At 57.5% G+C, this 23877-nt stretch carries 28 protein-coding genes; 4 read left to right on the top strand and 24 right to left on the bottom strand.

From position 1 onward, the window contains the following. Positions 1-170: 170 nt before the first annotated feature. Positions 171-1493: an MFS transporter gene (locus EDC23_RS02005; protein WP_134080604.1), complete on the bottom strand. Its 1323-nt coding sequence runs from the start codon at positions 1491-1493 to the stop codon at positions 171-173. Between the two features lie 334 nt (positions 1494-1827). On the opposite strand from EDC23_RS02005, the gene EDC23_RS02000 reads away from it, so the two are divergent. Continuing rightward, positions 1828-2223: a ribulose bisphosphate carboxylase small subunit gene (locus EDC23_RS02000; protein WP_134080602.1), complete on the top strand. Its 396-nt coding sequence runs from the start codon at positions 1828-1830 to the stop codon at positions 2221-2223. Between the two features lie 57 nt (positions 2224-2280). Here the strand turns inward: EDC23_RS02000 and EDC23_RS01995 are convergent, their stop codons facing one another. From EDC23_RS01995 to EDC23_RS01905, 19 genes are all read right to left on the bottom strand, one after another. Beyond that, entirely contained in the window at positions 2281-3342 is a 1062-nt protein-coding gene (locus EDC23_RS01995; protein ID WP_134081275.1) for a LysR family transcriptional regulator, read from the bottom strand. A gap of 59 nt (positions 3343-3401) precedes the next feature. Beyond that, positions 3402-5555, bottom strand: coding sequence for a SulP family inorganic anion transporter (locus EDC23_RS01990; RefSeq protein WP_134080600.1), 2154 nt, complete (start codon positions 5553-5555; stop codon positions 3402-3404). Between the two features lie 8 nt (positions 5556-5563). Then, positions 5564-5812, bottom strand: coding sequence for a hypothetical protein (locus EDC23_RS01985; RefSeq protein ID WP_134080598.1), 249 nt, complete (start codon positions 5810-5812; stop codon positions 5564-5566). Positions 5813-5915: 103 nt separating this feature from the next. Then, positions 5916-6158, bottom strand: coding sequence for a hypothetical protein (locus EDC23_RS01980; protein ID WP_134080596.1), 243 nt, complete (start codon positions 6156-6158; stop codon positions 5916-5918). Continuing rightward, positions 6155-6775 carry a ParA family partition ATPase gene (gene parA / locus EDC23_RS01975; protein WP_134080594.1) on the bottom strand — a complete coding sequence of 207 codons (621 nt, stop codon included), beginning with the start codon at positions 6773-6775 and terminating at the stop codon, positions 6155-6157. The genes EDC23_RS01980 and parA overlap by 4 nt, the downstream gene beginning before the upstream one ends. 11 nt (positions 6776-6786) lie before the next feature. Then, on the bottom strand, positions 6787-7053 hold the full coding sequence (locus EDC23_RS01970) for a 4a-hydroxytetrahydrobiopterin dehydratase (protein ID WP_134080592.1): 267 nt from the start codon (positions 7051-7053) through the stop codon (positions 6787-6789). A gap of 12 nt (positions 7054-7065) precedes the next feature. Beyond that, a complete protein-coding gene (locus EDC23_RS01965) occupies positions 7066-7542 on the bottom strand; it encodes a ferritin-like domain-containing protein (RefSeq protein WP_134080590.1) in 477 nt (158 codons plus the stop codon). Between the two features lie 27 nt (positions 7543-7569). Then, positions 7570-7884, bottom strand: coding sequence for a BMC domain-containing protein (locus EDC23_RS01960; RefSeq protein ID WP_134080585.1), 315 nt, complete (start codon positions 7882-7884; stop codon positions 7570-7572). A 41-nt stretch (positions 7885-7925) separates the two neighbouring features. After that, a complete protein-coding gene (locus EDC23_RS01955) occupies positions 7926-8237 on the bottom strand; it encodes a BMC domain-containing protein (protein ID WP_134080584.1) in 312 nt (103 codons plus the stop codon). 48 nt (positions 8238-8285) lie between these two features. After that, positions 8286-8579: a carboxysome peptide B gene (locus EDC23_RS01950; RefSeq protein WP_134080583.1), complete on the bottom strand. Its 294-nt coding sequence runs from the start codon at positions 8577-8579 to the stop codon at positions 8286-8288. Further along, complete coding sequence (locus EDC23_RS01945; RefSeq protein WP_134080582.1) at positions 8579-8836, bottom strand: carboxysome peptide A; 258 nt, start codon at positions 8834-8836, stop codon at positions 8579-8581. The genes EDC23_RS01950 and EDC23_RS01945 overlap by 1 nt, the downstream gene beginning before the upstream one ends. Next, positions 8836-10368, bottom strand: coding sequence for a carboxysome shell carbonic anhydrase (locus tag EDC23_RS01940; protein WP_134081273.1), 1533 nt, complete (start codon positions 10366-10368; stop codon positions 8836-8838). Before EDC23_RS01940 ends, EDC23_RS01945 begins: the two co-directional genes overlap by 1 nt. A 23-nt stretch (positions 10369-10391) precedes the next feature. Beyond that, the gene (locus EDC23_RS01935) at positions 10392-12353 is read right to left on the bottom strand and encodes a CsoS2 family carboxysome shell protein (RefSeq protein WP_243830684.1); all 1962 of its coding nucleotides are present in this window, start codon (positions 12351-12353) and stop codon (positions 10392-10394) included. 83 nt (positions 12354-12436) lie between these two features. Beyond that, positions 12437-12769, bottom strand: coding sequence for a ribulose bisphosphate carboxylase small subunit (locus EDC23_RS01930; RefSeq protein WP_134081269.1), 333 nt, complete (start codon positions 12767-12769; stop codon positions 12437-12439). A 63-nt stretch (positions 12770-12832) separates the two neighbouring features. After that, positions 12833-14248: a form I ribulose bisphosphate carboxylase large subunit gene (locus EDC23_RS01925; protein ID WP_134080581.1), complete on the bottom strand. Its 1416-nt coding sequence runs from the start codon at positions 14246-14248 to the stop codon at positions 12833-12835. Positions 14249-14520: 272 nt separating this feature from the next. Beyond that, entirely contained in the window at positions 14521-15078 is a 558-nt protein-coding gene (locus tag EDC23_RS01920) for an NUDIX hydrolase (RefSeq protein ID WP_134080580.1), read from the bottom strand. Continuing rightward, entirely contained in the window at positions 15078-15704 is a 627-nt protein-coding gene (locus EDC23_RS01915) for a BMC domain-containing protein (protein WP_134080579.1), read from the bottom strand. Before EDC23_RS01915 ends, EDC23_RS01920 begins: the two co-directional genes overlap by 1 nt. A 265-nt stretch (positions 15705-15969) precedes the next feature. Continuing rightward, the gene (locus tag EDC23_RS01910; RefSeq protein WP_134080578.1) at positions 15970-16314 is read right to left on the bottom strand and encodes a 5-carboxymethyl-2-hydroxymuconate Delta-isomerase; all 345 of its coding nucleotides are present in this window, start codon (positions 16312-16314) and stop codon (positions 15970-15972) included. A 158-nt stretch (positions 16315-16472) separates the two neighbouring features. Then, the gene (locus EDC23_RS01905) at positions 16473-17480 is read right to left on the bottom strand and encodes a GlxA family transcriptional regulator (RefSeq protein ID WP_134080577.1); all 1008 of its coding nucleotides are present in this window, start codon (positions 17478-17480) and stop codon (positions 16473-16475) included. A gap of 138 nt (positions 17481-17618) precedes the next feature. Here EDC23_RS01905 and EDC23_RS01900 point away from each other — a divergent pair, with 138 nt between their 5' ends. Then, complete coding sequence (locus EDC23_RS01900) at positions 17619-18395, top strand: methyltransferase family protein (protein ID WP_134080576.1); 777 nt, start codon at positions 17619-17621, stop codon at positions 18393-18395. 222 nt (positions 18396-18617) lie between these two features. Continuing rightward, the gene (locus EDC23_RS01895) at positions 18618-19106 is read left to right on the top strand and encodes a DsrE family protein (protein WP_134080575.1); all 489 of its coding nucleotides are present in this window, start codon (positions 18618-18620) and stop codon (positions 19104-19106) included. A 90-nt stretch (positions 19107-19196) separates the two neighbouring features. On the opposite strand, the gene msrA is transcribed toward EDC23_RS01895, so the two are convergent. From msrA to EDC23_RS01875, 4 genes are all read right to left on the bottom strand, one after another. Further along, a complete protein-coding gene (gene msrA / locus EDC23_RS01890) occupies positions 19197-19778 on the bottom strand; it encodes a peptide-methionine (S)-S-oxide reductase MsrA (protein ID WP_134080574.1) in 582 nt (193 codons plus the stop codon). A 90-nt stretch (positions 19779-19868) separates the two neighbouring features. Next, positions 19869-20579 (bottom strand): class I SAM-dependent methyltransferase, encoded by a 711-nt coding sequence (locus EDC23_RS01885; RefSeq protein WP_134080573.1) that lies wholly within the window; start codon positions 20577-20579, stop codon positions 19869-19871. A gap of 138 nt (positions 20580-20717) precedes the next feature. Next, positions 20718-22172 (bottom strand): exodeoxyribonuclease I, encoded by a 1455-nt coding sequence (gene sbcB / locus EDC23_RS01880; protein ID WP_134080572.1) that lies wholly within the window; start codon positions 22170-22172, stop codon positions 20718-20720. 153 nt (positions 22173-22325) lie between these two features. Beyond that, on the bottom strand, positions 22326-23306 hold the full coding sequence (locus tag EDC23_RS01875; protein ID WP_134080571.1) for an MBL fold metallo-hydrolase: 981 nt from the start codon (positions 23304-23306) through the stop codon (positions 22326-22328). A 149-nt stretch (positions 23307-23455) separates the two neighbouring features. On the opposite strand from EDC23_RS01875, the gene EDC23_RS01870 reads away from it, so the two are divergent. Continuing rightward, positions 23456-23860 (top strand): hypothetical protein, encoded by a 405-nt coding sequence (locus EDC23_RS01870; RefSeq protein WP_134080570.1) that lies wholly within the window; start codon positions 23456-23458, stop codon positions 23858-23860. Positions 23861-23877: the final 17 nt, after the last annotated feature.

The following is a 23877-nucleotide window of genomic DNA, read 5'->3' as shown; positions in this document are numbered from 1 at the left end:
CAGGATGACCTGAGCAACGCGAGGAAATACTGAATGAAACCCGAAGGGGTTCTACAGTGAGCCGAGAGAGACTTCGACCGCGACAGCAACCTTATCGAGCCCAGCCCATGCCCGTAGGGCGATCTCACAGCTTTAGCACGCAGTGACACAGCACTCAGCACTCAGCTCTCTCATTCCCGGGTCACCTCGGGCAGGCCCAGCGCCCAGATTGCCGCCAGCAGGCTCAAAAAGGCCAGCAACAGGATCACCGTCTGCAGGTCGAGCACATCGGCCAGCACCCCGATCAGACCCCCGGCCAGCATGGCGATGCCGATCAGGGTGTTGCTCAGCGCCACGTAGATCGCCCGCGTGTCGGCGGTGGCCATATCCACCAGGTAGACCTTGCGCCCCAGGCGCACGCCGCCGTGGAAGACGCTGAGGGTCAAAAACAGGGCGGCATACAGCCAGGGGCTGCTGATCCAGGGTGAGCCGGCCTCAACCAGACCATAGAGCAGGATCCCTTGCGCCCCGGTAGCCAGCGCGGCGATCACCATCACCCAGCGGCTGGAGTAATCGCTCAGTCGTCCCCAGAACGGTGAGCTGAGGCTGCCGGCGATGCCGCTGGCGATAATCAGCACCCCCAGCCCGACCAACCCCTCGGCCGTATTCTGCTGCGCCAGCAGGACGTAAAACGGGGGCGCCAGTGCCACGCTCAGCAGCAGCGCCCGGCCGATGACAAAATCGCGGAACAGCGGATCGCTTTTCAGGCGCCCGAAACTCTGCAGCGCTACCGTCAGGGCATTGCCCCCGCCTTCGGTGGCGCCGGGCTGCTCGCGGATCGCGGCAAAAAACCCGATTGCGATAAACCACAGCAACGCCCCGCCCACCAGCAGCCAGGCCAGCACCGCGAGTGGCGTCCCGCCGGAGAACCACTCCACATAGATCCCGATGCCCAGCACCGCCAGGCTGGCGATCCCGGCACTCCAGCCCATCAGGGTACCGCGCCTGCCCTTGGAGACCGTCTTGCCCAGCACATCCTTGGCCGAGACCGAACAGAGCCCGCGCGCCAGCGAAAAGAGAATCAGTAATCCCAGGATGGCCCAGCCCGCCGTCGTGCCGGACAAGGTGCCCGTCACCACCGCCATCAACGCCAGAGCGATACCGGATAAGCCTGCACCCAGTAACCACACGCTCTTGCGAATCGCCATGCGCCGGATCACCGCCGCCACCACCAGTTGCGGCAGCAAGACCCCCGCCTCGCGAATCGGCACCAGAAAGCCGGTAAACGCCGCCGGCGCACCCAGGCTCGCCAGCAACCAGGGCAGTATCAGGCGAGCACTGGCAATTTCATCGGCAATCTTGCCCAGCAGATTGGCGATCAGATAGGCAAAAAAATTGCGCGGCTCATCGTGACAGGCCGATTCAGGAATATCCTTGCAGACCCGGGCATCCTCATCGCCGGTAAGCAAGTCATGCAAACTTCGACTGAGTTCTTTACGCGTTATTTCGGACATAACAAATTTTGTCGCTATTTACACTTTATGTTTTTTGCTGGCTACCAGCTTAAACACCGTTGTTTCTGTGGCGATTATCCGCTGCAAAAATCATTTCAAATACACAATATAAAGGTAACTACACCCATAGATACATATCGATAACTTTATAGAAATAAACAATCCAAGATACTCTTCCTATTCTTTTTTCACCAAGCTACTCTTTATCAATCCTGAGAATAATACTGAGGATTAACCCGGTCCAATTATTATGAATTTTTCTAAAAGCCGACTTTATCATACAGCGAGCATTATACCCGTGCAAAGCGCGCGGATATAATACAGGGCGAAATCTATGCAGCTGGAACAATATTTTGTCAGACTGACTTCCCTGGCCCTGTTTAACAAGGTGGAGAACCTCGTACAGCAAAGTCTGCGAGGAGACTGGATAGTGCGTATTCAGTATGGTGTGCCCTCCTCCGACCTCACGCTCAGCTGGCAACAATGGCAAAGCCCGTTCTTTGCTTTGCAAAATGCCAAATCACTCAACCAGGCGATCCTGGCGTGTCGGCTGCATTACCCCCTGAATCCGGTAAGATTGTATGCTGAAAAGGTTCGCCCCGAATCCCGTTTTATCTACTGGATCCATACCCCCACCCATCAGACACCCCCTCCCGCCGAGCCCCTGCCGGAACCCACCTCCACACAACCGACCCTGATCGCCAATTATCAACAGGCACAGGCCTCCTGAACTCACGGGATTCCGTTACTGATAGCGCATTGACAGTTTGATCAAAGGCAAGCGGGCTCAGGCGCTTTTTTTCTTGCCCGAAGTGTCTTTTTCGATGGTCGAGTCAGCGTCTTTGCTGCCCAGATACTGTTCCAGATCGGGCCAGATATTCCGCATGCGATCACGCATCTGTGTCTCGAGTCCCCGGGCAAAATCGACAAATGCCTTGGAGACCAGGGACAATTCCTTGGCCTTCGGATAAACCAGGTACCATTGACGCATAATTGGGAAACCTTCCACATCCAGAATCGCCACCGGCCCCTCGGTCCCTTCGAGCGTCAATGTATGTAACGACAGCACCGACAGACCCAGCCCGCCCACGATGGCATGTTTGATCGCCTCGTTACTGCCCAGTTCCATTTTGACTCTGGGCCGCATCTTGTGTTCATCGAACTTGCGCAACATGGCATCACGAATTCCCGAGCCCGGCTCACGCAGAATGAAAGGCTCCTCTGCAATCCGCTCCAGGGGAATGTTCTTTTCAGCGACCAGGGGATGGTTACGCGGTGCCATGACCACCAGTGGGTTTGGCGCGATAGGAAAAGCCACCATTTCCATCTCGTCGGAGGGGGCCTGCCCCATGATATAAAGGTCATCTTCGTTGGCCCGCATACGCTCAATGATCCGGTCCCGATTGGTCACTTTCAGGGCCACATCGATCCCGGGGTAAAGTACACTGAATTCGCCCAGCACTTCCGGGGCAAAATACTTGGCCGTGGTAATTGCCCCCAGGCGTAACCGGCCCTGTTTCATACCCTTGAGATCGGAAATCTTCATCTCCAGGTTAGCCATAATGTTGAAAATATCCCGGCAGGCCTGATAGACCTCCATCCCCGCCTCGGTAGGCTCGACGTTGCGGCCGACATGTTCAAAGAGAGAGATGCCAACCACATCGGACAGTTTCTTGATCTGCATGGAGACCGTCGGCTGGGTCAAAAACAGCTCTTCAGCCGCACGGGTAAAACTGCCCAACCGGACAATGGTTTCGAATACCTGTAGCTGCCGCAGGGTTGCGTGACGAAGCAGAAAATCCGGCATGGCCCCCGGTGGGGTGTAGGTATAATCGGAGGAATTATCCATAGTCCCGTTTTTATATTTCCCCCGCCGGCTTTTGTCTACACGTTTGGGCATTTTTTTCCTCAAAGAAGATGACTGGTGACATTGCCACCACGGTAAACAGTCCGGTCGTCTGAATCCCGGGGCTCTATGACCCTTTTTTCGAAAAGGTTTTTCAGGGTCTGCAAGGCGGTCTGCTTGTCAGCAAAAAACGCCTCTCTGCCCAGTTCATCCATCAGGCCGCTGCTTTCCATGACCTGCATAACCTGATGCTTGAGCCCGCTGAACATAAGCTGTACACCGGAATCACGTAAACGACGGGCGACCTCCCGTACTTTCTCTTCCCCGGAAGCATCGATTTCATTGATGCTGCTGCCGATCACCAGAATCACCTTGGCACGCGGAAACTCACTCAATGCTTCCAGAACTATATCCTCAAAATAAGCCACATTGATAAAGGTCAACGACCCATCGAATCGCACGGGGACATAGAGTTCACTGATGGGTTTCAGGTGATGTGCTTTGATACCTCCCAGGGAGCCATCTTCCTTGTGACTGACAATTTCCGCGCGCGGCCTCATGATCCGTATCAGATAATGCAGGACTGTCAGACTGATCCCCAGCAGGATACCGTTGGCGATGGCAGGAGCCATCAGCAAGGTGGCTAGAAACGTTACCACACCGATTCCGGCGCTGACTCTGTCCACACGCCAGGCCTGTATCAGCGGCCTGATGCGAATCAGGCTGAACACCGCCATCATCACGATAACGGCCAGGACCGCCTGTGGCAAATGATAGAGATATGTCGTGAAAAACAGCAGGACCAGCACCACCGCAACCGCGCTGATAATAGCAAACATGCCGGTTCGCGCACCGGTTCTGGCCGCGACGGCGGATCGCGAGAACGAACCACTGACCGTATAGGAACTGAAGAAGCTGCCGGCAATATTGGCCAGGCCCTGACCGACCAGTTCCTTGCTGGTATCGACCCGCTCACCGGTCGTGCTGGCAATCGCCTTCGAGATGGAGGTGGCTTCCATGAAGCCGATCAACGCCATGACCAGCGCGGCCGGCAACAGCGCAAGCATCAAATCCCACTGCAGGGTCGGCACATTGAAGTCAGGCAGGCCTTCGGGAATTGTTCCCACCACGGCGCCGCCAGACGACAGAACAATCTGACCGTCCTCGATACTGTCAAAACGCCAGCTTTTTTCGTCGCTCTCCCTGTTATCGGGTACCGCTTCTTCAGGATAGAACTGCCATTGCCCGGCCGGTGTTTGCACTCCTTGCAAGGTCATCTTGTGCAGGGCGACACGTTTCAGAGTCTGTTCTTTTTTCAGAATATTCAGCTCATGTTTACGAACCGCTGCCGTGGCGCGCAATTCGGCGGCCTGCTCAATATTCTCCAGCCCGGCCTGTTCCTCCAGTTTGCCGGCCTGTTGATTGAGCGAGGAAATTTCCTCGGTCAGTTTGTTAATGAGCTGTTTTGCCCGGGCGAAATCCGTCATTGCCGAGACAACTTTCTCGCTCTGGATCTGCGCCTGGGTGACCTGCATTTTGTTCTCGTACGACACAAGGGCACTGATCAGGGTCGTCACCGCCACTGCGATCAGAACGCCCGGCAATGAGGGCAGTTTTCTTTTCAATCCGTAAATCAGCAAAAACGCCCCGGCAGCAAACAGGACAGTTTCCAGGTGAAGATAAGGGAGCTGCTCAATGACACGCCACAAATCGGCCAGATACGATTCCGTGCGCGGGAAAGGTACGCCAATGACCTTGCTCAGTTGCGACAGACCGATGATCAACGCTGCGGCATTGGTAAAACCGACAATTACCGGACTGGAGAGCAGATTGACAATCGCCCCGAGTCGGAACAAACCCAGCGCCAGACGCAGGATTCCGACCATCAGGGCCAGCATCACCGACAGTTCGATAAATTCAGCACTGCCCGGACTGGCCAGGGGAATCAATGCCGCGGCCGACATCAAGGAGAGCATGGCGACCGGCCCGGTGTGTAACTGACTGGATGATCCCCACAGGGATGCGACAATCACAGGCACAAACGATGCATATAACCCGTAAACCACCGGCAGCCCGGCCAGCTGGGCATAGGCCATGCTCTGCGGTACCAGCACCAGGGCGACCGTGATCCCCGCGATCAGATCCGCACGGATCACCTCGCGGCTCATGGGGAACCAGCGAAGGAAGGGAAACAACGTAGTCAACCATGCCGACATAACAGGTTTTACTCCATCACTTCGGAATCATTAACAACACGCAGTAGCACCATAGTGCGCACCGGCGCATCTAAACAAACTTCATGCACGGTTAAGCTGTCGACCGGGAGGTTCGCAGGTGAGAAAATATACGCCAGGCTTGTACCAAAGACGCTTGGTCTACGGACAACTTGTCTTGTCGTGCGGACACGCCGGGAATTGAAGCCCACCACAACATGCAGCACCGAAGAAATGAGCTCCTTGCTGAGAGCCGACATCGTTTAACCCTCTTTGTTGGTCTTTCATTTCAAGTATGTGCTGCATTCAAGTTATGAGACTAATCGATATTCCCCGGCCAAATGATTGACTAATATCGATACATTAATCCGGCCAAACACGCCCTCGCCTTGACTGATAGGCATCAATATCGACGGTATTTTCCGGTTTTGCCTTTGTCTTTTTTTTCACTGCCTTGTCGGCTTTATTATCTGATGCGGCTGGCTCTGTTTTTTCCGGCTCTGTTTTTCCAGTCGACGCCTTCGCCTGTTCCTTGTCCGCAGGATCTGACTTGGTTTTGCGCATGGAGTCCACCAGCTTCTGACGTGTCTTGTCACTCTCGCTCATGAGGGTATTACCTCCCGAATCAGTTGATTGAGTTCGCTCACTGCATCGGCGCCCCGACGTCCCATGTCATACACGCTTTTGCCTTCCAGAACGCTGCTGCGATAAATGGCACGCCGACGAATCGCTGTCTCGGCTACCGGGATATCGATCTCCGCCACCGCTTCGCGAACCAGCCGTGATAACGTGGTGCGCGGTTCAAGTTGATTGATAATCAACCAGGGCGACAGTTGCGAATTCGCCTGTTTCGCCCGCTCAATGGCCTGCTCGATATGCACCGTCGCCCACAGATCGACTGGCGAGGGTTGCACCGGTATCAGAGCCACATCGCAAGCCTGCAGGGCTTCATGGGTCTGTGGTGCCTGAACCGAAGGTGGACAATCCACAACCACATGCTGATGTTGACGCGCCATTGTGGCAATTGCCTCATCCAGGGGTTCTCCGGCCACGACTACAGGCAAGTGGCTATCACCTATCACTTTCCATTGCACCGAAGAGCCTTGCGGATCGGCATCCATCAACACAGTGTCAGCCTGTTCGGCCAGTGCCACGGCCAGATTGATGGACAATGTGGTCTTGCCGGCACCGCCTTTATTTCCTACCAGAGCGATGACGGCCATCCGATTGACTCCTAGTGCGTCCCTTGCTCTGTATCAAGCAAGGCGTCGTATTCGGCAGCCAGGCGGCGTTGTTGATCGCCCAGCTCATTGCTTTCTTCATCCGCATGGATGGTCACATTGACATAGTCGCGACCAAAGCCCATATCGGGATACAAACCTTCACGCTCCGAGATATCCGCGGCGCGATCGAGAAAGTCTCGCAAACTCTGGTAATCGGCGAATTCATAACGCCGCTCCAGGCGAGCGGGTCGGATACGTTCCTGCCATTGTTGACTCATGGTTCGCCTCCGTTAAAAAGTGGCGCGCGTCTTGTTGACCCTAACGCCGGGTTGTTCCAGTTCTTTCAGCCACTTCGCCAGTTCAGCGGCATGGCCTTGCTCCTCACCGAGGAGTTCTTCAAAAAACAACCGGTTGTCATGATCCCCGCTGCGTGCACAGTGCTGTGTCGCCTCGGTATACAACCGGATCAGTTCGTTTTCGAATGCATGGTTGTGCTGTAACAGCTCCTGCAGGCTGCGGCCAAGTTTGGGCGGACGCAGTTGCGAAGCGTTGGGTGCCACGCCGAGGGCGAGCATGCGGCCGATAATCCGGTCCGCATGCGCCATTTCCTCACTGGCCTCATTGCTCAACCGTTTGGATACCTCGGTCAGCCCCCAGGTCGCGACAAGTCGTGCCTGGGTGCTGTACAGCTGGACTGCCGAGAGTTCAAGACTCAGAGCCCGGCCGAGATAACCCAATACGCGTTGATCAGCTTTGGCGTGCAGCATGACGACGGCTCAGTCAGCGTCAACCAATCATTTATCTGCGGTTTCACTGTTACCGGCATCGCCGAGCACCTGCTCGACTTCGCGATGCGGACGGGCAATGATATGAGCAGCCACCAGGCCATCGCCTACGCGCTCACACGCATCCGCGCCCGCACGCACGGCTGCATTTACCGCACCGGTCTCGCCACGCACGAGCACGGTGACATAACCGCCGCCGACAAATTCCCGCCCGAGCAGGCGAACTTCTGCCGCTTTGGTCATGGCATCTGCCGCCTCGATGGCGGGCACCAGCCCGCGCGTTTCAATCATTCCCAGTGCTATGCCGTAGTGTTCGTTGGCCATGGTGTGTTACTCCTTAGTCAGTTAAATACAACGCCTGTCTGTTAGGCTGCAGTTTTACTGCTACCACCTGTCGGCAGAACCGGCTCTACTTCACGATGCGGACGGGCAATGATGTGTGCTGCAACCAGACCGTCACCTACACGTTCACAGGCATCGGCACCAGCGCGAACTGCTGCGTTAACCGCGCCGGTTTCACCGCGAACCAGAACAGTGACGTAACCGCCACCAACGAATTCACGACCGATCATGCGTACTTCTGCCGCCTTGGTCATGGCATCTGCCGCCTCGATGGCGGGAACCAGCCCGCGTGTCTCGATCATGCCGAGTGCAATGCCGTAGTTATCGTTTGCCATCTTTCTATCTCCTACTCTATTAACATGGTTGTTGAACTGTAAAAATCGCTACAACGCCTGTTCCGTTGTCTCGCCCTTCCCGGTTGGCCGAGTCTCGTCAGCCCCCCAGAAATCGATGATGCCGCCGATGGTGAGATCCGTAAGTATCGTGAAATCACCCGTGGCATAACGTGCCGCCGAACCACTCACTGTAAACACCCAGTTGCCCTCGCGTGCGCCGACCGGGTCCACCGCCACATGACGCTGTCCCTTCTTGTCGCGCAACACCCGCAAACTGCTCTGCCTGAGCCCATCAATCCGACGGGTGCAGACCAGCGGTGCCTCGACCTGCAAAATATCCACTACGCACTCTCTTCTTCGGGTGGCCAGTGGTCAATGATTCCGACAATCGTCAGATCACTCGGATACTCCTTGCTGCCTGCTGCTTCCCGCGCCGCGGAACTGCCGACACAGATCACCCAGTCACCGGGAATGCAACCCACGGCGTCCACGGCAACCAGCATTGAACTGCCGTCCCGCACGACCTGCATGTGCCGATGCTCCAGACCGGGGATACGATTGGTGGCAACCAACGGCCGTTCAACCTGGCAGATCTTCATCAGTGTGCCTCCTCAGTCACTTCATCCATTACCGATGTCCCAATCACCTCGATTCGGCCACCGGCATGACAATCACGTACGACCTGCAACGTGTGTAGTAGTCCGTTGCTGGCCAGATCCGCATAACGGTCGTTCAGGGCCGCATCGACGCGTTGGCAGTGTCCAACCGCTCGCTCGCGAGCCCCGGGTACCTGGCCGTGGTAGTCAAAACGCACCACAAGCGGAATCGGCAGACCATGAGAGACATTCAGCTTGCTGAATATCTTGATCCCCACATCCAGATCGGCTGCTGCCTCCTCCACGGTTTGCATATACGCAAAGTAGGTCAGGTTGCGTAACTGCACTTCCTCAAAACCGATACCGGCGCCGATAAACCGTTCCGCATGACCGATATCCCGGTAGCGGCCGTCGTAGTACTGGCGCACATATTCGATCTGCGAGAAGTTGTTGACCAGCAAATAGCCCATCAATCTCTGCATCCCGTTGCTCATCTCACCGCCGGCCTGCCGGACCTGTTCAGACACATACTCCTGTGCCTGTGCGGCTTGCATCGACAGCGTAGCGTCATACAGATCTCCCGCATCCAGATAGCGTTTGAGATCGATTTCGCCATGGCGATCCGGCATGTGGATGCGAATCGTATCGTTGTCCGTATCCAGCCCGATCAGCATCAGATCGATCGAGGCGCCGCAGCAAAAGCTGTTTTCCACGGCGGTCTGAAACGCTTTCAGCCGTTCCAGCCCGCCCTGCGCGGCGCGCCCCGCATCGGATCCGTGCGCCGCGCAACCTTCATGCTCGGGATCGCTTGAGCTGAAGTGATAGACCACGGTTTTCATATAACGCGTGGGCATATCAGCGGTAGTCGGTATCCCTTCGCGGAACCGTTGCAACTCAGTTTCGGTCCACTTTTCGATGCTGTCTTCAATATCAAACATGGCACCGGCGTAGGACTTGCGACGCACTGCTTTATGCGGCAGACGCAATACATAACTGATTACGTGTGCCAGGCGACCATCCGCACACGGTGAAATGTCCAGTGTGTGAAAGCCGCACTCGATTAAAAAAGTCTGGAATTCCGTTTCCAGACGACTTAGGAAACTGTTCGTAAAAAAGTCATCACAAAATCGTTGGTACGTCTGGAATACACACCAGGCAAACAGCCGGCGCATATCCAGTTGGGTTACCCAGGCATCGGCCAGGATAGTCGCCGGCAACGCGAACCCGAGTTGTTCCTGGGCCAGCGCCTGGGCGCGCCGTTCAAAGTCCGCTTCATGCTGCAGACCGGAAATCTGTTTCAACGTCGGCACGATCGCGTCAAAGGCCGCTTTGGTACGCTGCTCGTAATCAAACAGCCGGGTATTCTCCGTGGCATTGCTCAGCGGATGCCGCCCGGATTGCACCGAAGCGAGGTTCGCGCGCGCAGTGCCCTGCGTTGCCGGCTTGTCAGCGTCAACGCCCCGGGCGCCGGGACGCCCGACAGGTGCGGTAGGCACCCAGGCAATCGAACGGCTTTGTTTGCGACGTGAACTCATCATGCTCGCTCTCTACCGGGTGATTAACCCCGGGCACCTCCGGAATACGTAATCAGTGAACCTTTGTCTGTATTACCACTGCCCCCGGTCACCGGACTGATGGGCTCGGGAACATCCTCATTACGTTTCATCTCCGGCTTCATCTGCATGGCACCGGTCGCACGTCCGCCCTGACGGGTCGGGTTGCGTTTACTGGCCGTCATGCCTTCGGTGCCGGTCACCCGGTCACCACGATCCCAGTCGTCGCCGGTGATCTTCAGCCCCACATCAATGCCTTCGCCGCTGATTCGGGATTTGACGCGACCCTGAACCTGTTCAGCCGTTTCCGGGATCGGCGCGGTCATCGGCTCCGCGTGACCCCCTTTGCCGAAACGGGCTTCTTCAGTGCCGGTGACTTTGCCACCGGCCATCCCGAACGGGCCGGTGATCTTGCCCTGCTCATAGCGGTTGCCGGTCACATCAAAATGTTCGTCGCCCTGACTGGCATGTACCGGACTCTGCACACTGAACTGGCCCCACGGGGTCTCGCCCAGTTGCTGCGGAAAATCAGGGCTGCCCGGTTCGGCCGGCACAGAGGGACAGGCTTCGGCAAACTGGTCCGCACCCACATACGGCGTACCGCTCAGCGGTTCGCAGGCCCCCTTGTCCGCGCCGGTCAGATGGCCGTTCAGGCCCGGCTGAATGCCGGTCATGACCGAGCCGGGAGTGCTACGCTCCTGACGAAAACGGGCACTGGCCAAAGTGGTCTCTTCCGGTTTGCAGTACTGGCTGTACTGCTCCAGCCCGGCATAGGGTGTCCCGGTGACCGATTTGCAGGTCCCTGGTTCATCCCCGGTCATGCGCGAGGAACGACCGGTCATCGTGCCCGAGACCGCCCTGCCGTGGAATGTCTGGGTCATACCGACTTTTTGATCCTTCGGTTTCGGCGCCTTGCCACAAAAACCCTGGTACTGCTCCTGGCCCACATAATCGTCACCGGTAACCGACTTGCAGGTGCCCGGTTCATCGCCGGTCACCCGTTCCGAACGACCGATCTGGGTGCCGGTCAGGCTGCCGCCACGCAGGGTCTGGCTGGTACCGACTTTCATCGGTGACTTGCCGTTACCCTTTTGCATGTACTGGCTGCCGGTCAGCTCACGCGTGGCACCGGTTTCGTCGCCGGTGACGTTTGAAGATCGACCCACATTGGTACCGCTGACGTTCTGTCCCTGGCGGGTTTGCGAGCTGGTAATCTTGCTCGGCACCCCGCTGGCCGAAGTGCCGCAGAACGCTTCGGTCTGATCGGCGCCGATGTACTGCACGCCGGTCACGGACTTGCAGGTACCGGGCTCATTGCCGGTCACCTGGGAACTGCGACCGACGATCGTGCCGGTCAACGTCTGGCCGTGACCGGTCAGACTCTGGCCGACTTTCCACGGTGCATCGCTGGCCGCGCCGGTTTCACTACCGGCGGTTTTGTTCGGCCGCATGCGACCGACCGGCTCGGATTTTTTCTTGCCGGTATTGCCGTTTTTACAACGATCGGCGCGCACTTTCCTGGCCAGTTCACGACCGGTCAGTTTCGGATTGGCCGCGCGTGCGGTTTGCGCTTCGCTCATACCGTTACCATTGAGCCCGGCCTTGCCGCGCTGGGACATGGCCTGACGGCGCGCCAGCGACGCGGCACGAGCGCTGTTCATCTGGATGTTCTGTGGTCGCGTCCTTACCGTTGCCCGCATTTTTCCGGCAGGTTGTGCAGTTTGCGTATCACTGTGCGGGGTCGACTCGGCACGGGCCTCACCCCGGGACCCACAACCGCAATCACCTTTGGCTTTAACCCCGGCATCGGCCGGTTTGGCGGGCGCGGTTTGCGTCGTCGTGGCCTGGGCCGATGCGCTGCGGGTACGATCGGTATCCTGCAGTGCGGCCTTGCCCCGGGTCGACATTGCTTCACGCCGTGCTCTGGAAGCTGCGCGTGCTGTGTTGTGTTGTGCAGTCTGTGCCATCGTAAACCCCGTCACATCGATACTGGTTATTCGTGTCGGGGCGCCCGCTTTTCTTCACGGGCACCCTTTTTTACTTGCGCCGTTTAACGCCCTTCGAAGACCACGAAGGAATGACCCTGAGTCTGGGCATAGCTGTCGTACCCGAGTAACCGGATATGATGATCCGGGTAGGAACGGCGACAGGCTTCCAGCTCGTCGAGGACGCTCTGCAGATTGGTCTCACCGAAAAACGGCAGCTTCCACATCGTCCAGTAATGATCGGTAGCCCGACGGGGATCTTCATGCTCAATTGCCGGTGACCAGCCATTGGCCAGAATGTAGGCGATCTGCTCCTGAATCTCTTCAGGGGTCAGCTTGGGCAGAAAGCCAAAAGTTTCGAGGGTGTGTTGGGTCTGGTAATCACCCGCTTCATACATGCTCATAATCATTTACCTCATATTTATTCGGTAGCTGTTTGCTGCGTCGTGAACGGACAGGACTTAGCCCACGTCCAGCTTGTCCACGGTTTCGAATTCGAACTTGATCTCTTTCCAGGTTTCCAGCGCAATCGCCAGTTCCGGACTGGTTTTTGAAGCATCCGTCAGAATGTCGCGCGCTTCTTTTTCGATCTCGCGGCCCTGGTTACGCGCCTTGACACAGGCTTCCAGTGCGACACGGTTGGCCGCGGCACCGGCTGCGTTACCCCACGGATGACCCTGAGTACCACCACCGAACTGCAGGCAGGAGTCGTCGCCAAAGATGGCCACCAGCGCCGGCATGTGCCAGACGTGAATACCGCCGGAAGCGACCGCAAAGACACCGGGTATGGAGCCCCAGTCCTGGTCGAAGAAGTTCCCGCGCGAGCGATCTTCCGGTATAAAGGATTCGCGAAGCTGATCGACAAAACCCAGAGTGGAATTACGATCGCCCTCGAGCTTGCCGACCACAGTCCCGGTATGCAGCTGATCACCACCGGACAGGCGCAGACACTTGGCCAGCACGCGATAGTGAATACCGTGTTTCGGATGACGGTCGATTACCGCATGCATGGCACGATGGATGTGCAGCAGCATACCGTTCTTGCGACACCACTTGGCCAGACCGGTATTGGCGGTAAAGCCGCCGGTCAAAAAGTCGTGCATGATGATTGGGCTGCCGACTTCCTTGGCGAATTCGGCGCGCTCGTACATCTGCTCCGGATCCGGGGCGGTGACGTTCAGGTAGTGACCCTTGCGTTCGCCGGTTTCCTGCTGGGCTTTCTGGATGGCTTCACCAACGAACTCGAAGCGATCGCGCCAGCGCATGAACGGCTGGGAATTGACGTTTTCATCGTCCTTGGTCAGATCCAGGCCACCACGCAGGCATTCATAGACAGCACGACCGTAGTTCTTGGCAGACAGACCCAGCTTCGGCTTGATGGTGGCGCCCAGCAGCGGACGACCATACTTGTTCAGACGATCGCGTTCGACCTGAATACCGCCCGGGGGGCCCATGCAGGTCTTGATATAGGCGATGGGGAAGCGAATATCTTCCAGACGCAGATGCTTGAGCGCCTTGAAACCAAATACGTTCCCCACCAGCGAGGTCAGTACGTTGGTAATCGAGCCTTCTTCGAACAGATCGAGTGGATAGGCGATAAAGGCATAGAAGGATTCCGAGTCACCGGGAACGTCTTCGATCCGGTAGGCTCGGCCCTTGTAGAATTCCAGGTCGGTCAACAGTTCCGACCACACGGTACTCCAGGTCCCGGTGGATGATTCGGCGGCCACGGCAGCGGCAACCTCCTCGCGTGGCACGTCGGGCTGGCCGGTGACCTTAAAACAGGCCAACAGGTCGGTATCCAGCGGGACATAGTCCGGGGTCCAGTACTTGTCGCGGTATTCTTTTACACCCGCTTGATAGGTATTCGCTGCCATGATCTACTCCTGCTTCGGTTGCTGATGTTTCAGTTCGCTGCAAATTCTGTTTGGGTAGTTAAAGCATAGGGAGGTGGTTTGGTTGATACAAATCGATATTTTCTTCCTTATCGATAGATAATCTTCTATATCATCAACCCTACCTTTTACAGGGACAGAGCATTATCTCTCCCTGGCATTTCCCTTACACTCCCGCTATCACCCAACAGAGGCCTGTTGTATTACCTTGCCAGTTAAGGGTTCATTTCACTTTCATTGATCAAACTGTGCTGTTAAAACGCGTGGCGCAATTGCCGGGTCTTGTCCACCATCCGGTAGGTTGAACGGTTGTTGTTAAACCGCATCGCCTCATGCAAAGAGACCCAGCCAATCGCATGCGACTCATCATTACCCGGAATGGGTAATCCATCGTCGATCGCCACCAGAAAACGGATATCGATATGTTCGTGGGCCGGCGCATCCGCCGTGGCGGGCGTCCAGTGAATATCCACATCAAAAATCGCGTCGCTCAACAATTCGACCTGCGCCAAATCGATGCCGCTCTCCTCGGCCGTCTCGCGCAGGGCCACGCGCAGAATATCGGCATCGCCGTCGGCATGGCCGCCGGGCTGGAACCACTGATCCAGCTTGCGATGGTGCAGCATCAGCACATGCGAACGATCCGGGCTGACCACCCAGGCCGAGCCGGTCACATGCGTGGGCAGCAGTTCGCGCTTGAAGCAATCCGGATGTTGTTCAACGAACGCGATTGCGCGCCGCACAAAACCTGCCTCGTCCATGAAACGGGTCTTATGTTGTTCGAGCAGGCGCAGCAGTTCCTGGCGATGCATCAGCGCGCCCCCCAGGATTGCCAGGGATGCTGCACGGCGGCGATGGCCGCGGCGGCGGCCTCGTCCACGTCCGCCTCGCGCCCGGAGAGGGTCAGGCGCCCGAAGGCGCCGACCGCGCGCGCATCGATTAAGGTGATATTGGCGGCTTTCTCCGCCTGGTTGGCGGCATAGATGATGTAACCGGCCGGCTCGGCCTCGAGAATGAACATGCTCTGATCGGGCAGAATCATCGAGCCCTTGCGATCCTGGCGGTTGATCACCACGGTGTGATCGGGCGTCATGCCGCGGATGGTTTCCTGCCAGGCGATCTTGCAGGGTTCGGGATCGGTCGCGGCCGAACCCAGGTGGCTGAGTATCACCCGTCCCGATTCTTCCACATCGCTGTGATCGCGATGATGAATCACCATCGAGCCATAGGCACGCTCCACCACCTGCTGGGCCAGATGCACGCGGGTCGCCTTGAGCGCCATATCGGTAAGCCGATGCACCGCCATACCCGGCGACACCTCCACCCACAGACAGGCATTACCCGGCGAGGTGGGAAAGCCCTGCGACACAGTCGCCATGTATTCCGCCAACTGGGGCTGCAGGGAGTCAATATAGACGTAGGTTCGTAGTGTGATCATGTACCGCGCGCTCGCCACTGCCCTGCAAAGCCAGAAAGTGGAAGCAGCTTAAGAAGCGAGGTACTTCAATACAAATCGATAATATCTTCGATTCTGATAGATGATTCTCTATGCATATAATCCGCGCGATCAATCGGGACAATTGGCTGGTGCGGCTAACTATATATAAAGTATGTACCGGAGCAGGTTTTATTGCGCACGGGCAAACAGGTCGCTGCTGAAAGCAGCCGCCCACAACACCCCGAGAAACCGCCTGCCCATGGGTTCAATCGACGTAATAACGGGTATAGCTGGCCGGATCCATGTCCACCACCTCGGCGGTAATCGCAGCGACACCCAGTTCCAGTTCACGCAGCGCCCTGACCACCTCCCCGGACAACTGTTTTTTCTGTTCGCTGCTGCGCCCGGCATGGATCCGACAGCGAACACAGACAAACCCCCTGCCTTCGACACCCAGCCGGTATGCGCTAATCGGGATCGCACGGGATTTGATATTGCGTGTTTCAAACAGGCCCGATGCCTTCGCGGTATCGAAGACCGCGTCCACCATCGTTACCGCCTGTTGTTCATCAATGCAATCGACACTGTATTCAATAATCAGATGCGGCATGATCGACTCGTCTATACCCTTTATTTACCTGCCAGATTCCCGGCCCAATACAAAATATCATTAAAGGGCCTTCACCAGTAATGAAATGGCAATCCCGGCGGCAGGCACCATCCCGGTAACCCGAAGAGAACCCGGGTCCGGCCGAGGCGTTCGCGCCGTTAAATAATACCGGGATCATCGGCAATCGAGAAACGCTTGCGAAACTCGCTGGGCGACAAATGCGTGGTGCGGCGAAAGATCCGGCGCAGGCTGCTCGGATCACGATAACCCACCCGCTCGGCCACAGCTTCGAGCGGCAGGTTGGTTCGCTCAAGGAGTCGCTTGGCCTCATCGATACGCAACCGGGTCAAATACTCGGCCGGATTGTAACCGGTCGTCTGCCTGAAGCGGCGGATCAGTGTCCGCGGGCTGACCGCCAGGATTCCGGCAAGCTGTTCAAAGGTAAACGCCTCGCGCAAATGCGTTTGCATCCAGGCCTGCGCCCGGGTGACCAGCGGATCGCGCACCCGGATGCCACTTTCAAGATAGCTGTAGGGCGCCTGGGAATGGCGATTGGTATCGACCAGCAAGACCTTGGCACAGAACAGGGCCAGTTCATCGCCGGCAAAGCGGCGTATCAGATTGAGCATCACACTCATGTACGCGGTGGACGCGCCGCCGGTAACAACGCCCTGATCCTCGACCACCATGTCCTCCGCCACCAGCCGCACCCGCGGATAACGGTAGGCGAAGGCCTCCTGGATCCACCAGCTGGTCGTGGCGCGGCGACCGTCCAGCAGGCCCGCCTCGGCCAGCAACACCGTGGCCGTGCAGCTGGCCGCAAGCAGACACCCCGCGTCACGGATCGCCGTCAGCGGACGAAGAATGGGTGCCGCATCGTGCGCCGCGGCCAGCAATTGCCCGGCATCGTAAAAATGAATACTGCCGATGAGCATGGCATCCGGCCTGTCGATCTCAGCCAGGCTGGCATCCGCAGAGAGCTGAAATCCGGTGGCGGTGCTGACCGGCCCGCCGTCGGGCGTCACCAGGGACCATTCAAACAGGGGCCGGGCCGTCTTTCCCGCCTGCTGTCGCCAGACCGTGTTGGCCGCATTGAGGAGGTCAATTGCGCCGGTGACGCAGCCCCCCTCGCAACCTTCCAGGGCGAGGACCGAGATGTGATGCATTCTAAAAGTGTCAGCTGAAGCCCGATAATTGTCAATCTGGCCACTGTCGCCAGACCCGACCTCACACTAGCCTGATGACCAATCAGTAGCCCTGCCTGTGCCTGTAAACCCATCAGATAGATCAAGGAGGAAAAGCCCATGACAATGTCACAATCCAGGACAGACTTTATTTCCCACTCATCCCCCGGGGAACGCATCGCGGTCTTTATCTATAGCCTGATCGCCTACGCAATCGGCATGGCGGCCATCGCCTGGCTGGTGATCGCGCTGACGGGTTGGATTCCGCTTGGCGCACCGCCTGTCGAAGCCCGCTCCACCACGACAGCCGTCCTGATCAATCTCGGGCTGTTGCTGCTGTTCGCCCTGCAGCACAGCATCATGGCCCGGCCCGGCTTCAAGGCCTGGTGGACCCGCTGGATCGTCCCGGCAGCCGAACGCAGCACCTTCGTGCTCACCTCGGGCGTTGCCCTCGCCCTGCTGGTATGGCTGTGGCAACCCCTCGAAGGCGTTGTCTGGTCAGTCTCGCAGCCGCTGGCCAGCAGTGCGTTGTGGACCCTGTTCGTCATCGGCTGGCTGTACCTGGTGGCCGCCACCTATGTTACCAATCATTACGATCTGTTCGGACTGCGCCAGGGCTGGCTCTATCTGCGTGGCAAACCGTACACCCCGGTACCGTTTGTCCGTGCCTGGATGTATCGTTACAGTCGCCACCCGATGATGGCCGGCATTCTGATCGGTATCTGGTCGACACCGCACATGACGTTCACTCATCTGGTGCTGGCAGCAGGATTCAGCGTCTACATCGCGATCGGCATCGCACTCGAAGAGCGTGAACTGCTCGCCCGGTTCGGCGAGAAATACCTGCACTATCGCAAGGAGGTCGGCGCAGTATTACCACGAATCCGGGGAGAATAATCAAAACCGGGGACAGAAGCGGGTAATTGATCGGGATGAACGGGTTACCGGCTTCTGTCCCACAATACTTAACTGACCCGGGCAAAACAGGCGCATCACCGTCACGACGGTCATCCCGAAACGAGCATCTTGCCGAACTTTCCGGCTCTCTCGTGTACTAACCTTGAACCAATACTCCATTTATCAGGAGGTCCCCCGATGCGCGCAATAAGTCTATTTATAATGCGTGTTCCATCCTTCTGGATCGTTATGACCTTGCTTGCCGTCAGCGTCTGGCTAATCCCGGCTTCACAGGCACAGGCCGAGGAAAAGAAAGTGGTCTATCATGCCGACTTTTCCGACCCGCGTCGCTTCAGCGCCATGCTCACCAGCATCAACAATATGATCACGACTTACAAGAGCGATCTGGTGGAGTACGATATTCGCATCGTCTTCGTCGCCCACGGGATCCGTTTTGTGACCGATAATGATCTGCAAGACACGCCGTTTGAAGCCGGCGAGGCATTGCGCGAACGCCGTGCTGATCTGTCGGGCCGCCTGCAAAGTCTGGTTGACGTACACGATGTCAAGCTCGAGCTGTGTAATATCACGCGCGCCGAGATCGATCTGGACAAAGACGAACTTTATGAGGGTGTCGAGATGGTCCAGTCAGGTGTTGTGCGGATTGCCGAACTGCAAGAGGACGATTTCGCCTATCTGAAGATCGAATAAGCGCGAGCAATGGGCCAGGAACCGGGTGGCTAAAACAGGCGTTCCGAATACCAGAGTATTTTGACGTTAATCGGTATTCAAAACGTTTATTTAGTCCCTGTCACCCCAGATCGCTTCCAGGCGACTGTCGCGGCCGCAGCTGAGCCGATAGAACTTGTAACGCAGAGGCGACTTCTTGTAGTAGTCCTGGTGGTAACTCTCCTTGCCTTTGATCGGCCAGAACGTGCTGGCCTCCAGGATCGGCGTAACCACTTTTTTATCGGGGAACTGTTTGACCACTTTCTGCCGCGAGGCCTCGGCCAGACGCCGCTGTTTGTCATTGGCAACAAAAATAGCACTCAAATAAGAGTGCCCCTTGTCGCAAAACTGGCCCTGATCATCGAACGGATCGATATTCACCCAGTAATGGTCCAGCAGCTCCCGGTAACTCACGACCCCGGGATCATAGATCACCCGCACCGCTTCATAGTGGCCTTCGTGATTACCTTCGTAAGTCGGATTCGCGATCTCACCGCCGGTAAAACCCGAGATGACCTCCGAGACACCGTCGAGTTTTTCAAAATCCGCTTCCATGCACCAGAAACAGCCGCCGGCGAAGATCGCCTCCCTGGCCTGTGCCAGAGAAAACGGCATCAGCCCCAGCAACAACAACACCCATGCTTTGCGATTCATCAGGCACCTCACGTCGATTGAAGGGCTTGCCGTCAGGCCCACTTTCCTGTGACACCGGGAATGGGCCACAGTTCAGCGCGCTGACACCGGTCAGGCGGGACGACGTAACAGATCGACGCGAATCGGCATCTCAAAGTGGGCCCCGTCCTCGCCCTGGTGAGCGGCAAAGCGGGCCTTGACCTGTTGATACAGCGCCTCGTCCAGGCGATGTTCGCTATGGGTGGCGTTGATGACTTTGTTGTCAAAGTCGGCAAAGTCATCGAAGCGCATCGGGGAGTTGAAGAAGGTCTCTTCAACCAGTTCGAACAGCCCCGTCTCGACCGCCTGATGCAGGGTGTTAAAGGCCGCCTCGCGCACCTGCTGCTCATCGTGGAACAGGCGCAGGATCTCATTGAAATCGCCGGCAAAGATCGGTTCGGAGACATAGAGCTGACCACCCGGTTTCAAAACCCGGTGAATCTCGTGCATGGCCGGCTTCATCAACTCCCGCGGTACATGGTGCAAGGACTTGAACATCAGTACGACATCGACACTGGCATCGGCCAGGGGGATCGACTCGGCCCCGGCCAGATCAAAGGTCACGTTCGGCAGATCGGTGATCTGCAAATTGGCCTGGTGGGCCGCCTCATCGACTTCGAAAGCGAAGACCCGGCGCCCGCTGCCGCTGCTGGCGATATCCCGGGTAATCTCGGCACGGCCGCAACCCAGTTCCACAATATCGCTGTTATCCAGTCTCAACAGGCGCTGGTAGATTTCCGCCTCCGGACAGCTCAGTTCAATCTTTTCAGGTTTGATTTGCATTTTATGTCTATGACCTCCAAAGCCCTTCGAGTTGGGACGAGGTACAAGACACCGGCTTGATGCGGGGGAGGGGTAATACAAATTCAGCCCCGGCAAACTTGCCTCGTCCCTCGTACCTCGTACCTACCCGCAGGGCCTTCACTGCTGTTTGATAAAACTCTCCAGCTCGCGCCCGAAAGCTTCCACCTCTTTCAATAACCCGGCTTTGCCCGCGTCCACTTCCTCGCTGTTGCGCAACGCCTCGATCTCGGCGTAAAAATCCTTGAAGCTCAAAAACCCCGATTCTCCTTCGACCAGTCTGGCCCGGCAATGTTCCAGCCACTGGGCCTGCTCGTCGGGACTCAGACTTTCGGGATAATTGCGCGCCCGGTAGCGGAACAGCATCTCCGGTAAACGCTTGTCGCCAAAACTCCAGGTCTGCGCGCCCAGCTCCCCGGGCGAGGTATCATGAATGCGCTGCATCAACGTCTTGTCCTTGTCATCGAAAAACCCGCCGGCGTAGATCATCAGATCGGGATCCTCCACCGGCTCGAAGGGGCGCGGCTCGAAGATCTTGGCCAGCTTCTGCTGGATCGCCTTGCGCTGGTTAAGCAGGGCCTGTCGATGTTGCCGGCTCTTCATGAGATTGATATTGAGCCGTTTGGCCGCCTCACCGGTGAGCGTGGAGGTTGGCGCTATGACCGGACATTTGTTGATCAACAATTGCTTCAATGCCGGACGTTCCACCCCGTCGGGCAGATCCTCGTTGGCGGTATAGAGTCGTTCGACCAGGGTCTTGGCGCTGTGATCCAGAAGCAGGGACGGATCCTGGCCCAGATCGAAGACGATGATGCTGTTTTTGTTGGTCGGGTGAGCGGCGATCGGTACGACCATGCGGGTATTGCCGTGGTCGCTGCCGTACATGCCGGAGGTATGCAGGATCGGTGTCATCTCCTTGAGATCGATATATTTCAACACCTCCTGCTTGCGGCGCATCTGATAGAAAAAATCAAACAGATTCGGCTGATGCGTTTTAAGCAGCCGCGCGATCCCCAGCGTGGCATACACATCCGCCAGCGCGTCATGCGCCTGACCATGCTCGATGCCGTTGGCGACACTCAGCTCGTCGAGTTTATAGCTGGGCCGATCGGCATCTTCCCGCTGTGGCCAGTTGATCCCCTCCGGGCGCAGATCGTGACAGGCACGCACCACATCGATCAGGTCCCAGCGGGAGTTGCTGTTCTGCCATTCCCGACCGTACGGATCGTAGAGATTGCGATAGAGGGTGTTGCGCGTGACTTCATCATCAAAACGGATCGAGTTGTAGCCCACGCCGCAGGTGCCCGGTTGCGACAGTTCACTCAGAATCCGGCTGATAAACTCGGTTTCGGGCAGCCCCTGTTCCAGCGCCTGCTGCGGGGTGATGCCGGTGATCAGGGTCGACATGGGATGGGGCAGATTATCCGGCGCGGGCCGGGCCATGATATTGAGCGGCTCGCCGATGATGTTGAGATCCTCGTCGGTGCGGATGCCGGCGAACTGCACCGGTCGATCCCGGCGGGGATCCGTGCCAAAGGTTTCATAATCGTGCCAATAGAGGGTGTTTTGGGTCATGGAACTACCTTATAGATATGCTGCGCGCACCCTACCATATAGCCCCCGCCGGGACGACTCCGGGGATAAACCAGGGTCATTTCCGGACAAATAATATCCGGAGCGGCTAACCCGATTGAATCAGACCGTTCCCGCTTTTCCCGTCTCCGGCAATCAACAACCCGACTGGCAATGCCCCATGGGCCCGAATGTGATCGTACGGCCACTGAGCGGCACGTGCACCGGCATCCCGGCCGCCTTGATAAAGGTCTCGGTGCGCGTGCCGGCGATCACCTCACCCTCCTCGGTCGCCGCCTCGTTGGCATGGGAGGCGATCACGGAACGGGGTTTGACCAGATCGTTCATCACATAAGCCGCCTCGGTCGGGCCCGTGGTAAAGGTATCGCCGATATTCATGACCGCCAGCTTGGCATCATAGTGGCGGCGTACTGCCGACTCCTGATCGGCGGTAATGCCGGTATCGCCGGAGAGATAGGCCTCCATGCCATTGGAGAAGGTCAGCACATAACCGGTGGGCGGGCCGGCATAGGCCGTCAGTCCCGCAGCATCGAGCATCGCCCCCAGCTCACCGCCGATCATCGCCCCGCTGATCCCGTTGGAATGCACCGCTGGAACGGTGGTGATCGACACCCCGCCCACCTTGAGCGATCCGCCAAAGCGCACCAGTTTTGATGCAGCGGGATCCCCGCCCAGCGCCTCGAGCTTGGCGGCAAAAAATTTCGGCATCTCGCTGCCTGTAATAATGGTCGCGTTTTTGGCCAGGGCGATGTTCACGCTGTTGGTGTTGGGCAACACATTCACCGGGGTCTCGGGTTCGGCGCAGCTGCCGGCATTGCGCTGGCGGATATGCCGGTCGCCCACATGATCGCCGTGCAAATGCGAGACCAGCACTACATCGATCTTGCCCAGACGCTCGTCCTCCGGCCCCGCCACCGTGCGCCCGGCGTCATACAGGATCCGCGTGCCATCCGGGTCCTCGAAAATCAGCGCCCGGTCCCGACTGCAAAACTCACCGTCGTGACTGCCCAGCGGAGTGACCTTGACCATCTTCTCGGCGGCCAATACCGTCGGGGCAAGCACAACGCCGATCCCGCCGATGAACCAGGGTAAAAGCGGTCGAAGAAAATGGCGCATGATGACGGACTCCGGGATGGGGTGAACAGTGTTCCATTCTAACTGGAAACAACACAACATCAATCAATACCCGATCCGGGTCCACTGGCCAATGCCGGGCCCGCCTGTTATGGTTTTCAGGTCTTTTATCACAGCGGAGCCGTTCTGCCATGCACCGACTCACCCGGGCCATCCTCATCGTCACATTACCGATGCTGCTGCTCTTCACGCAAGCTGCACCGGCCGCCGAAACCCTCAATGCCGATCAGGTCAGAGCGCTGTTTAACGATAAAACTGTCGAATACCAGCATGAAAGACTGGGCTTCAAATTTGTCGTCTACCATGCTCCCGACGGCAGCCTGCGCGGCACCCGCGAGGGAGAACCCATGAGCGAGCTGCAGTGGTCGGTCAATGAGCGGGGAGAACTGTGCATCGCCTACGGCGGGAAAAAGCGCTGTCAGCCGATTATGAAGGATGACAGCGTTTACAAAAAATATGCTGTCGGCAAGGACGGGCAAAAGAAACCCGTGGTGACCTACCGGCGGTTTATCGACGGCAACCCGAATGACTTCTAGATGTGATCTCACGCGCC

Source organism: Thiohalophilus thiocyanatoxydans, assembly GCF_004366735.1.
In the GTDB taxonomy this organism is placed as follows: Bacteria; Pseudomonadota; Gammaproteobacteria; order UBA6429; family Thiohalophilaceae; genus Thiohalophilus; species Thiohalophilus thiocyanatoxydans.
Note: the sequence above shows the minus strand (reverse complement) of the source record. Positions and strands in the feature narration are given on the sequence as shown.